This is a genomic window from Paraburkholderia sp. CHISQ3 (assembly GCF_030464945.1).
Taxonomy (GTDB): Bacteria; Pseudomonadota; Gammaproteobacteria; order Burkholderiales; family Burkholderiaceae; genus Paraburkholderia; species Paraburkholderia megapolitana.
Map to the genome: position 1 here is coordinate 320,483 of NZ_JALPRG010000007.1, position 12,475 is coordinate 332,957.

8 protein-coding genes and 1 pseudogene are annotated in these 12,475 nt (G+C 58.5%); 4 read left to right on the forward strand and 5 right to left on the reverse strand.

Translation table 11 applies throughout. The features are described 5' to 3' along the window. The first annotated feature begins 50 nt into the window (after positions 1-50). Complete coding sequence (locus tag M0D65_RS18905) at positions 51-2,114, forward strand: cellulase family glycosylhydrolase (RefSeq protein WP_266254042.1); 2,064 nt, start codon at positions 51-53, stop codon at positions 2,112-2,114. A 261-nt stretch (positions 2,115-2,375) separates the two neighbouring features. On the opposite strand, the gene M0D65_RS18910 is transcribed toward M0D65_RS18905, so the two are convergent. Continuing rightward, positions 2,376-3,794: a YadA family autotransporter adhesin gene (locus M0D65_RS18910; protein WP_266254168.1), complete on the reverse strand. Its 1,419-nt coding sequence runs from the start codon at positions 3,792-3,794 to the stop codon at positions 2,376-2,378. 1,959 nt (positions 3,795-5,753) lie between these two features. Continuing rightward, positions 5,754-6,626 (reverse strand): annotated as a pseudogene (locus M0D65_RS18915) (ESPR-type extended signal peptide-containing protein); the annotation flags it as partial. A 757-nt stretch (positions 6,627-7,383) separates the two neighbouring features. Between M0D65_RS18915 and M0D65_RS18920 the strand changes: the two are divergent. Together M0D65_RS18920 and M0D65_RS18925 are read left to right on the forward strand one after the other, a co-directional pair. Next, positions 7,384-7,731 (forward strand): hypothetical protein, encoded by a 348-nt coding sequence (locus tag M0D65_RS18920; protein ID WP_266254043.1) that lies wholly within the window; start codon positions 7,384-7,386, stop codon positions 7,729-7,731. Between the two features lies 1 nt (position 7,732). Further along, a complete protein-coding gene (locus tag M0D65_RS18925) occupies positions 7,733-8,287 on the forward strand; it encodes a thioredoxin family protein (protein WP_266254044.1) in 555 nt (184 codons plus the stop codon). A gap of 147 nt (positions 8,288-8,434) precedes the next feature. Here the strand turns inward: M0D65_RS18925 and M0D65_RS18930 are convergent, their stop codons facing one another. Together M0D65_RS18930 and M0D65_RS18935 are read right to left on the reverse strand one after the other, a co-directional pair. Further along, a complete protein-coding gene (locus M0D65_RS18930; RefSeq protein WP_266254045.1) occupies positions 8,435-9,466 on the reverse strand; it encodes an alpha/beta fold hydrolase in 1,032 nt (343 codons plus the stop codon). Between the two features lie 247 nt (positions 9,467-9,713). Next, complete coding sequence (locus tag M0D65_RS18935; protein WP_091008631.1) at positions 9,714-10,028, reverse strand: DUF4148 domain-containing protein; 315 nt, start codon at positions 10,026-10,028, stop codon at positions 9,714-9,716. Between the two features lie 314 nt (positions 10,029-10,342). Between M0D65_RS18935 and M0D65_RS18940 the strand changes: the two genes are divergently transcribed. Then, the gene (locus M0D65_RS18940) at positions 10,343-11,551 is read left to right on the forward strand and encodes a cytochrome P450 (RefSeq protein ID WP_266254169.1); all 1,209 of its coding nucleotides are present in this window, start codon (positions 10,343-10,345) and stop codon (positions 11,549-11,551) included. A 3-nt stretch (positions 11,552-11,554) separates the two neighbouring features. Here M0D65_RS18940 and M0D65_RS18945 read toward each other — a convergent pair whose 3' ends face one another. Beyond that, a complete protein-coding gene (locus tag M0D65_RS18945; RefSeq protein ID WP_266254046.1) occupies positions 11,555-12,388 on the reverse strand; it encodes an AraC family transcriptional regulator in 834 nt (277 codons plus the stop codon). Between the last annotated feature and the right edge of the window lie 87 nt (positions 12,389-12,475).

Below are 12,475 nucleotides of genomic sequence, written 5' to 3' on the forward strand. Positions count from 1 at the left end.
GGCGCTTTGCGACTAAACACGCTCGACATTTTTGTATCGAGGAGACAACGGTGAAAAAATCATATCTTGCCGGCCTCATGCTGGCAGTCCTCTATTCGGCGAACTGCCTGCCTGCTTTGGCCGCCGATAGCGGTGCCGTTGTTGAAACGGCCTCATTCGGTGCATTCGTGCCTGAGACCGGCAGCGCGCTGCCGTTGCACTCACTGGCTTTCGAACGGCAGCCCGCTGCGCAGACCATCACGACCGGGCTCAAGTCTTACCTCACGCCATCTGGTCAGCGAATCGACGACGTGGTCTTTCGTGATGGCCTGGGACGCGAAGCGTACTTCCGTGGCTGGAACGTGTCGGGCACCGCCAAACTCGTCGAGAGCGGATACAAACCGTTCGACTCAACAAGCGATGCGCGAACGGGCATCGCCAGCATGGCGGACATGACCGCGCCCAACCTGATCCGTTTGCTCGTGATGTGGGAAGGCGTCAATCCGGCGCCGGACACCATCGACTACGCGTATCTCGATCGGATCGCAGAACAGATGCACGCTGCGATATCCCGACGGATCTACATCCTTGTCGACTTCCACCAGGATCTGTTTTCGCGGTACCTGTTCAATCAGGGATCGTGGTACACGGGAGAAGGTGCGCCTGCCTGGGTGTTACCAAAATCCGATTACCCGCAGGAGTATTGCGGGATCATCTGCACAGGCTGGTCACAGCTCTCCCTAACTGACGAAGCGATTCGCCTCGCTTCCAGAAATTTCTGGAACAACCAGCCGTTTACCGCTCCGAACGGAAAAATGTATCAGTTGCAGGATGTCTACCTATGGCAGCTTCAGAAATCCTTGCAATATCTGAAGTCAAAGCTTAGCCCGCAGGAGTTCACTTATGTGCTCGGTGTCGATGCGTGGAATGAACCCATCGATGGTGGCATGCAAGGACTTACGCCGAAGCAATGGGACAACCAGAAGCTCTGGCCGTTCTATGTCAAAGCGCGCACTGCCGCGGATCAAGCCGGCTGGAACCAGAAATGGGTGTACTCGGAGCCACTGGTCTTCTGGAACACAAACGTCGGCATCGTTGCGCCTACGGGCGGACAACTGCTCGACACAAAGCCTGGTCCCGGCTTTGTGTTCAATCCGCATTTCTATGATGCGGGCCGTCAGGCACTGGACTTTAGTCCTGTTGAAAACGCAGCGTACTTCCAGAGCTTTGACGACATCCGCAAGGAGAGTCGCTACCGGGGTAATGCGACGTTGCTCAGCGAGTTTGGCGCTTCGGTAGGCGGCACCGGAAGACAGGATACGGTTCGCACGATCCAGGCGATGTACCAGGCAGCGGAAGCGAGCGACGCGATTGGCGGGAAAACACGCTACGTCGATTTCTATTCGGCACCGATCTCGGGTACGCAGTGGCAATGGGATCATTACTACGATCACCATCACGAGTACATGAACTTCAACACGTCGAGGCTGATCACAAGCGCCGATGGATGGAATGGCGAGAACTATTCGGTCGCAAAGGACTTTTCGACGGGCTATACGTTAGATGCCAGGGTCGTCGAGCGGGCGTACCCGCGCAGAACGCAGGGCGACCTGATGAACTTCTACTACAACGACATGGCGCAAGACGCGTCGTCACAACCGTTGAACTGGGCGTCGATTCGTCCTCAGCAGAGCGGACCCGAGTGGTTCGGCAATACACAGTTCGTGCTCGTCACGTGGCGGGGTCGTCGCTCCGACGCACCGACAGAAATTGCGCTGCCGCGAACCTGGAAGCCGGAAAACCTCGCCGTTATTACGGACAAGACCTTGCACAACGGCGACCTGACGAAGAACGCCCCATTGAATCAGTTGCCGGATGAAGTAGCACTGGCTTCTGATTCGATCAGTAGCACAGCGAGCCGTCTGCTGGTCTGGGACGATCCCGATACCGGCGAGGACGCCAACTCGATTCACTTTGTGCTGGTCGTCAACCAGGACAACGCGACTGCTCCCAGTGTCGGCTCATCTCAACTGGAGACACTGCGACAGGATTTGATCAAGGCGCTTTGCCGGGACCGACGCGGTGTTGTTTATCTGACCGGAACGATGACCGGTGTGGGGTATCCGTCGAACTAGAAACGCAGGGCAAGAAATCAAAAATTAAAAGCAAACGTCGAGTGGGAAGAGAATCCTGCCCGCGTTCTACAGCGACAACTATCTGAACCTGCTACGTTCAACGAGGCGGCGCTGGCGGTCGCCACTTTCGGCAAGTGTGGAAGCAGTTGACGACGCGCGCTTCGCTCGCGCAATGTGCGAGACGTGATGCGAAGTATCTTCATGGCGAAACCTGGGCGGGCATCGAATAAACCATTCGATGCCCGCCGATGCTTCAGTGCATTACCACTGGTATGCGGCACCCACCCCGAACACGGTGCCCGCACCGCCGCCGCTAACCCCTCCCTTCACTTTGATGTTTTCGGCAACGCGAGCGGTAAATCCGAACGCAACCGCCGAGTAGCCTTGATAATTCCCCGACCCAAACCCGACTGACAAGGTCTTGCCGGGATCGACCTCTGGAATCATCGCCAGAGCAGCGGCAGCCGCGATACCCGAGTACGAACGACGTGCTACGTCGTTGACGTTGCCCTGCACGCTCTCCAGTTGAGACACGTTGACCGCGTCGGTTGGGTTGATGCCGGCGGCCACATTGGTAATGCGACGCTCGTTCCCTGGCGAGCCGACCGATACCGTGTTGGCCTCGTCCGCAACGGAATTCGTACCGAGCGCGACCGCGCCTTGAGCGGTGGCTTGCGCACCCGCACCGAGCGCCGCCGCTCCACTTCCGGTTGCCTGAGCCCCGGCGCCGAGCGCCACCGAGTTGTTGCCCGAAGCCAGCGAGTTGGCACCAACTGCTGTCGCTGGGTCGGCGATCGCCTGGGCCTGATAACCGATGGCAACCGATCCGTTGAATTGCGCAGTCGAGCGAAAACCGATTGCCGTGCTGTTCGTGTCCTGTGCGAGCGACTGCGAGCCATACGCGGTTGCGCCAGTGGCTACCGTGGTGGTTTTGGCGCCATTGACCCCGGCAATCGTGCCCGCACCCGCACACAACCCGGTTGCCGTCGTATCCGTGCCGTTGGCCACACCGCAACCGGAAGCCTGTACGGCCTGCGTGGAGGTGTTGTTGTTGGTGCGTCCCTGCGAGACGACTGCACCGGACGAGTCGACACCACCCGTGAGCGTGGCGCCGATGGTCGCACCGCGTGAGCTCGCGGTCGTGGATGCGGCGTTGATCGGCGCGAGTGACGTCGACAGGCTGGACAGGACTACGCCGTTTCCACCGGCACCGCTGGCAATCGCGCTGGTGATCGTGCTGAGTCCGGTGCTTACCGTGGTGGAGAGCGAGCTCACACCGGTGGACAACGAGCCGATGCCGGTCGAGGTCGATGCCGACAGGCTACCGATCGTGGTGCTGACTCCGGTCGACAGCGACGTGATGCTGGTCGACAGCGAGCCGATGCCCGTCGAACTCGACGTGGATAGCGAATCGATACCGGTCGAGGTCGATGTCGACAGGCTGCTCACATTGCTGTTGGTGGTACTCAGACCCGTCGACAGCGAGTTGATCGCAAAGGCCACGGAGGTCGACAGCGAGGACACCTGGCTCACGTTGACCGCGTCGGTCGGGTTCACGCCTGGGGCAACGTTGGTCAGCCTGACCGGTGTAGTTGCACCGACTCCGCCGAGTGTCACGCTTGAGTGCGACGGGTCGTCGTACTGGACCGAATTGGCGACACCGGTGGACAGTGAGACCACTCCAGTCGACAGTGAGCCGATGCTGGTCGAGGTCAGCGTCGAGAGGCTCGCTACTGTGCTGCTCGTCGTGCTTAGTCCCGTCGACAGAGAGGTGACGTTGTTCGTCAGGGTGCTGATGCCGGTTGAGGTTGAAGTCGACAGGCTGCCGATGCTGCTCGTAGTGGTGCTGAGGCCGGTCGACAGGCTCGACACGTTGCTGTTCGTCGTGCTCAGGCCGGTGGACAGGCTGCCGATGCCGGTCGATGTCGACGTAGACAGTGAAGTCACTCCGGTCGACAGGCTGTTGATGCCAGTTGAGGTCGATGTGGATAGCGACTCTATGCCGGTCGACAGGGAACCGATGCCGCTTGACGTGGAAGTCGAGAGGCTCGTCACGTTGCTGTTCGTTGTGCTCAGTCCTGTGGACAGACTGGTGATGCCAGTCGACGTCGACGTGGACAGTGAAGTCACCCCGGTCGACAGGCTGTTGATGCCGGTTGAGGTCGATGTGGACAGCGAACTTACGCCGGTCGATAACGAACCGATGCCGCTCGATGTCGAAGTGGACAGGCTTGTTACGTTGCTGCCGATCGTGCTCAGACCGGTAGACAGACTGGTGATGCCGGTCGAAGTCGAGGTGGACAGCGAACTTACGCCAGTTGATAACGAACCGATGCCGCTCGAAGTCGAAGTGGACAGGCTTGTTACGTTGCTGTTCGTTGTGCTCAGACCGGTCGACAGACTGGTAAAGCCAGTCGAAGTCGACGTAGACAACGAACTCACTCCGGTCGACAGTGAAGCGATGCCGCTTGATGTCGAAGCCGAGAGGCTGATGATGCCGGTTGAGGTTGAGGTGGACAACGAACTCACTCCGGTCGACAACGAAGCGATGCCGCTTGAAGTCGAAGTCGACAGGCTGGTGATGCCGGTCGAGGTCGATGTGGACAGTGAACCTACTCCGGTCGACAGTGAAGCGATACCGCTTGAAGTTGAGGTGGAGAGCGAACTTACGCCGGTCGACAACGAACCGATTCCGCTTGAAGTCGAAGTCGAGAGGCTGGTGATGCCGGTCGAGGTCGACGTGGACAGTGAACTTACTCCGGTAGACAGTGAAGCGATACCGCTTGAAGTTGAGGTGGATAGCGAACTCACGCCAGTCGACAGCGAGCCGATTCCACTTGAAGTCGAAGTCGACAGACTGGTGATGCCGGTCGAAGTCGACGTGGACAGTGAACTTATTCCGGTCGAAAGTGAAGTGATACCGCTTGAAGTTGAGGTGGACAGCGAACTCACACTAGTCGACAGCGAGCCGATGCCGGTTGAAGTCGAAGTCGACAGCGAAGCGATGCCGGTCGAAGTCGATGTGGACAGTGAACTTACGCCGGTCGACAGTGAAGCGATACCGCTTGAAGTTGAGGTGGACAGTGAACTCGCACCGGTCGACAGCGAGCCGATGCCGGTCGAGGTCGATGTGGACAGTGAATTTACGCCAGTCGATAGTGAAGCGATGCCGCTAGAAGTCGAAGTCGACAGATTGGTGATGCCAGTTGAAGTCGACGTAGACAACGAACTCACACCAGTCGACAACGACCCGACGGCGCTAGAAGTCGAAGTCGACAGGTTGGTGATGCCGGTTGAGGTCGAGGTGGACAGCGAACTCACACCGGTCGATAGCGAAGCAATACCGCTAGAAGTCGAAGTCGACAGATTGGTGATACCAGTCGATGTCGAGGTGGACAGTGAACTTACACCAGTTGACAGTGAACTGATGCCGCTTGAAGTCGACGTCGAGAGGCTCGTTACATTGCTGTTTGTTGTGCTCAGGCCGGTCGAGAGGCTGCTGATGCCGCTTGAAGTCGAACTCGACAAGCTCGTGACGTTGCTATTGGTCGTGCTCAGACTCGTCGACAGGCTAACGATACCTGTCGAGGCCGAGGTCGACAGCGAGGTAATGTTAGTCCCTAACGTACTCGCGACCGAATACAGCTGGCTGCCGTTTACAGCATCGGTACTACCTGCGCCGATCAGGCCCGCAGCAACGTTCTGCACGCGTCGCTCGGTCCCCGCGGCTCCGACACTCACGACACCGGCGGCACCGCTGGTGCCCGCAAACGAGCCATACGTGGTAGCGCCGATCGTCGTGCTGCTCACCGTACCGGTTCCACCCGTAGCAGCCGAAGGCGTAGCTGTCGTAACGGCATTGCTGCCGAGTGCGATCGAACCGGCAACAGTCGATGAGGCGTTCTGCCCGAAGGCGATGCTGTTACTCGCGGAGGCAGACGCTGATTGCCCGATAGCAATTCCGAAGCTACCGGCTGAGCTGGCAAGACGGCCAATCGCCACACCGCCAATGACGCTAGAAGTCGCCGCATCGCCAATGGCTACCGTATCGGTATCAGTCGCGACCGCGGTCGTACCGAGGGCAATTGAAGCGAGACCGCTTGCGGTGGAGAAGTTACCAATGGCTACCGCGTTGGTACCGGAAGCAACATTCAGGAATCCGAGCGCAGTGGATCTGGTCCCGCTAGCGGTAGACCCGGCGCCAATAGCCGTTGTCCCAGTCGCAGTGGCACTAGCCTGACCACCCAGTGCGGTCGCATAACCGCCACTCGCCGTAGCAGCAACCCCACCGGCCCCGCTGATAGCCACACTTCCCGACGATGTGGTCGAACCGTTACCCGCCTGGTATTGCGCATAAACAACGTTCGCCTGGATGCCCAATATCGCCACCGCCATGGCGATAGCCTGGACGGCTTTCGATTTTGTAGGTTTTCCTCGCGTGCAGGCAAGTTCCGACACGGCGACCCATGTTCCGGCGGCCTCGCTCCATATTGACCGGTATGTCTTGTTCATTTTGTGCCAGCTCCAGATCAAATAAATTAAGAAGATGTAACAGACCAATTAATTTAATCGCATGCTAAGGATGGCTTATCTACTTTGTTACTTGTAAAAACCTAGGTAAACAATAGACGCCTGGCAACTTGTTTTCGTAAATGCTTCACTGGAATGTGCCGCAGATGTTTTTTATGCCGGTCGATAAATTTCGCTATGAAATCTAGAAGGCAAACGTGCGTGTCACAACGCATTGTCTGCGGCACTCAATGCTGGGAAATTTACCCCCGACGCATGTCCGGGAACCCCTTCGGATAAGGACATACCCCTCCAGAATGGGTAACAAAGAAACCGCCATAGAGCACGATCGCCTCTGCCACGCCGGCGATCTATGCGATCGAAAAAGGTTTACCTTCTATGGCAAATCACTGCCTGAACAAAGACTTATTTTGTAAAATGACGAACCGCTTTTTCGATTGTGTCTTTTTGCAATGGGCCATTCTTGCATGACATTATGATATCGATTCGATGTCGAATTATTTGGTGAATTGTAATCATATTTATTTATCGCTTTATATAATCATAAAAATGGAAATAATGCATGCCTTTATTGCAAATGCCGTCGTCAAGCCGACTGGAGCCGTGTGACCTGAAAGATTGAATGGCACGCGTTACAGTTTTCGCCTGCAGGACTCCTAGAATGAAGAGGTGGGCATGTGTGGGACCCCTCTGCGACATCTCTCAGTCAAGCCTCAGAAGCTGCCCACTCGTTTATTGAATGACCTCCTTTCTCAGGAGGTCTTTTTTTGCCCATGAAACCTTGCCCGACCGCCGATTTGTCGCGCAATGTATCCAGTCCGCCGCCATACACAAAGCGTTGCACTCGCACGGTGTGCTCGACACAAGCCAGATACCGGCCGACGTTCCAATACAGCCATCGCTTGCTGGAACGCCGGTCATGCAGAGCCTCCTTGAATTTCCACTTGCCCTCCTAGCCGGGCTGCTGACGATCGCGTCACCTTGCATCCCGCCGGTGATGCTGACCGCGCTCGCCATCGATCGCCAGCACGACGTGTCGATCGCCGCGCGGATTGGCGCCTTATTCCCTACCCTGAAAGGACTGTGACATGCTCAATCGACTACAAAAACTGGCGGTTGCCACCACCCTGGCTGCAGCGGCGGCCACCATCGCCGCAACGGCGGCCACCGGCACCGCGGGCGTCGCCGAACCGCACAAGAGTGGCTCGGCCGCACCCGAATTCACCGGCATCTCGACATGGCTGAACAGCGACCCGCTCACTATCCAGAAGCTGCGCGGCAAGGTCGTGCTGGTCGATTTCTGGACTTATACGTGCATCAACTGCATCAACACGCTGCCCTACGTGAAAAGCTGGAACCAGAAGTACAAGGATCAGGGACTGGTTGTCGTTGGCGTCCACACACCCGAATATCCGTTCGAGCGCGATACGGACAACGTCAAGACAGCGATCAAGCGTTTCGGCATCACTTATCCGGTGGCGCAGGACAACCAGTACGCGACGTGGCGTGCCTACGATAACCAGTACTGGCCCGCGTTCTATCTGATCGACAAGAAAGGGCAGGTGGTCTATACGCACTTCGGTGAGGGCGACTACGCGCAGACGGAAGCGGCGATTCAGGCGTTGCTTGCTCAGAAGAGCTAACGCGCGCATCGCGTGGTGCCGGGCTAGCGCCGCAACGAAAAGACGGGCCGCAGCGATAGACAGGATCGCTGCGGCCCGGCTCTTTGTAGACGACTTGCTCACGCATCGACAGCACAACCCAAGCGGTTGTTCGTTTAAACCTTCAACCTAAAAACGCGCGACATCGATGACCGCATCGGCGAACGCCTTCGGCGCTTCCTGCGGCAGGTTATGCCCAATGCCACCGCCAATGTTTCGATGCGCATACCTGCCCGTGAACTTCTTCGTATAAGCCGTAGGGTCCGGATGTGGCGCACCATTGGCATCGCCTTCCATCGTGATGGTCGGAACGGAAATAGTCGGCGCCTTCGCCAGGCGCTGCTCGAGGTCGTCGTATTGCGCTTCGCCTTTAACGAGCCCCAGACGCCAGCGATAGTTGTGAATCACCACCGCGACATGATCGGGGTTATTGAACGACCCGGCGGAACGCTCGTAGGTTGTATCGTCGAAATTCCATTTGGGTGATGCGGTATGCCAGATCAGCTTGTTGAAATCGTGGCGGTTTGCGTCGTAGCCGGCGTGGCCGCGCTCGGTGGCGAAATAGAACAGATACCACCATGTCTGCTCGGCCTTCGGCGGCAGCGGTGTCTGGTTGGCTTCCTGGCTGCCGATCAGATAACCGCTCACCGACACCATCGCCTTGCAGCGCTGCGGCCACAATGCGGCGATGATATTTGCCGTGCGCGCACCCCAGTCGAAGCCGCCGAAAATAGCCTGGTCGATTTTCAGCGCGTCCATCAGCGCAATGATGTCTACTGCAATGACTGACTGTTGACCATTGCGCGGCGTATCGGCAGAGAGAAACCGTGTCGACCCATACCCGCGCAGATACGGCACGATGACCCGGTAGCCGGCGGCCGCGAGCAGCGGCGTGACCTCGGCGAAGCTGTAAATGTCGTAGGGCCAGCCGTGCAGCAGGATAACAACCGGTCCTTTCTGCGGACCCGCTTCCGCGTAGCCGATGCTGAGCGTGCCCGCGTTGACTTGCCGCAGGTTCTCGAACGAAACGGTGTGGGAGCCCGCAGGCGTGTCGGTGGACTGCGCACGAGCGAGTCCGCTCAACCCCAGTTCCATCAGGCTGATACCGGCCATCGTCGTGCCGAGCAGACGCCGCCGCCGGTTGTTGATCTGGTCAGACATGGTGATTCCCCTTGTGTAGATCGATGAGCTTTGCGAAGCCCACGCTCGCCTGGGGAGAAGACGCGTCACCCACCCCTGTCGTCACCGTAGACCGCAGAGCAAGCCGACGTTCAAGCCAGGAAAGCGCAGGTGGAAATGCACGACAATGCGCGAGACGGTGCACGAAACGCACGCACCGGACAGCTGAAGCAACATTTCGTAAGACCGGGCGAGCGGGAGCGCCACCGCCCGGACCTTACGCCTCACGTTACGGCTTGGCGTAAATCGGGCCGAGACCGACGACGTTGTCTTCCGACGAGTGGAAGCCCGACGCCGAGGTGCCTGCCGCTGCCGAGCCATACGACGATGCCGTCAGGCCCTTCTGGGCATCGAGACGTGCCTGAGCTGCCTGGATGTTCGCCGGATATTGCGTTTGATCGCTGGAGGGGTTGTAGCCGGCCTGTTCCAGTTCGACCAGTTGTGCGCGGACTTCCGCGCGGGTCAACGGTTGATTCGATTGTGCGAACGACAGGGCCGGGAGAGCAACAACAGCAGCGACGATGAGCGATTGAATGACTTTCATGATTTTCACCTCAAGAGAATGGTTCTGGACGCAAACACCCGTCTGCGTTTCGGGTTAGCAAAGCCAGATAAACTGGCTTGGAGGTATTTGGCTCCCGGGACGTATCTGGCTTATGTCCGCAATGGGCGCTAGCGAATCGTTGTGTACCGGCGAGCGGTGCAGATACATTGAGATACAAAGAAGGCGGTGCGGAAACAGACCTTCTTCGGTAAAAATCCGCTGCGGTAGTGAAATAAATGGGCTCGCCAACCGTTATCGCTGATGTATGCAGCGCGAACGATCGTCCAACCGTCTTTCTGGAATCCACCTGCATGATGAATTTCGCAAGCTTTTCATCGCCGGCCTTTTTCACCGATCCTTACCCGATATACGAGAAGGTGCGTGAAGCGGGCCCGCTGCTGCCCGTTGCGCCCAACGTCCTGGTGACGGGCCGCTTTGAAATCATCGATGCGTTGCTGCGCGACCGGCGCATGGGCAAAACCTATCTGCAAAGTGTGAGCGTGCGTTACGGGGAGGCGGCGACCCAGTACCCGGTGTTTCAGGCATTGAGCCGGACCTTCCTGATGATGAATCCGCCTTCTCACACCAGGTTGAGAACGCTTCTGATGAAGGCTTTCAATGCGAAACAGATTGAAAAGCTGAGGGAAATCGTCGAGATGACGAGCGACGATCTTCTCGCCAGGATTGGCTCGAAGGCCGAATTCGATCTGGTCGCCGAATACGCGTTGCCGTTGCCGGTTGAAATCATTTGTCGTTTGCTGGGTATTTCGCCGGCGGATGGCCTGAAACTCGGCGCGGCGGCCAGCCGTCTGATCGCCGCATTCGATCTCGCGCCGCTCGACGAAGCGCGGCTAGCCGAGGCAAACGAAGCCGCGCTCACGCTTGAATGGTATTTCCGGCAAGTGGTCGAGCAGCGGCGTGCCAGCCCTGGCGACGACATCATTTCGTCGCTGGTGAGCGTCGAGGACGACGGCGCAACGCTGAGCGACGAGGAAATCATTTCGAACGTGATCCTGTTGTTCATCGCCGGCCACGAAACCACGTCGAACATGATCGGCAATGCATTTATCGCACTGTTCCGTCAGCCGGTGCAGCTCCTTGCGCTCAAGCGCGACCCAGCACTGATTCCGAAGGCGATCACGGAATGCATGCGTTACGACAGCTCGGTTCAGATGGTGGTACGTACCGCGCTCGAGGACGTCGCGATCGGTGACGCTACCCTCGCACGCGGAACCATCGTGTTCATGCTGGTCGGCGCGGCGAATCGCGATCCCGCGGTGTTTGCGCATCCCGATCAGCTCGATTTCAGCCGCGAGGGCAATGTGCCGTCACTGGCGTTTGGCGGCGGCATTCACTATTGCCTCGGCGCGCGGCTCGCGCAGCTTGAAATCGAAGTGGCGATCGGCGCGTTGCTGGGTCGCTTTCCGGACATGCAACCGACCAATCTGGATCAGTTGATCTGGCATCCGCGCAATAACCTGCGGGGCGTGGAGTCGCTGCGGGTGGCGACTGCCGCGGCCTGAGCGTCAGCTTCTCAGCGGCAACCAGATTTCGAAGCCACCCATACCGGTGACGGGATCGAACGCTTCGTCGTAGCGCTCGAACGAGGGCGCGTCGGCGGGCGCATGGCCCGACTCCGGCAGCCACTTGTTCCAGATCGTGCTCCACGTGCGGCGGATCGTCGAAACATGCTCACGATGCGCAAACACCGCATAGCGCTGCCCGGGAATCCGCAGATGCGTCAGGGGCGCCGACACGCCAGAAAAATCGCGTACTTCGACGCCGCACATGTAGTCGAAATTGCCGCTTTCATCGGCGTTGTAGCAGACGCCGTACGCGACCATACCGACCTGGCCGGATACGTTGCCGAAGTGAGCGGAAAAGCGTTGCCATTGCGCGGGAATGCCGGAGCTGGTGTCGCACGTGTAGCGTTCGCTGAGCCCCGCGATGCAAAGCGGAGCACCTGTTTCGAAGCGCGGCGGCGCCAGATCGGTTAGCAAGGTTTGATTCATTCTGAGCGGCTCCATGAGAGTGAGACCGTCGACACGGCCCTGTGCGCGCACCGCCTCGGGCGTGAGCCCGAACTGCTCGCGAAACGCGCGCGTGAATGCCTCATGAGAGCCGTAGCCCGCTTCGACCGCGACCGCCAGGATATCCGGCGCACCGTCGGCCAGGTGCCGGGCCGCTTCCGTCAACCGGCGTCCGCGTACATAGCGCATCACGGGGTAGCCGGTTGCCGCTTCGAATGCGCGCGCCAGATGAAAGCGCGACACGCATCCGCCGTTCGCGATGTCATCGAGCGTCAGCTCTTTCGCGAAGTGGCTTTCGATAAACCAGAGTGCCTTGCCTACCGGGTTCATCGTCAACTCTCATGTCAGCATGAAGCCAGCATAGCTAGCGTCGTTGCCGCTCATTTGATCGATCTTGCTCAGATGAAGCTGACGCGA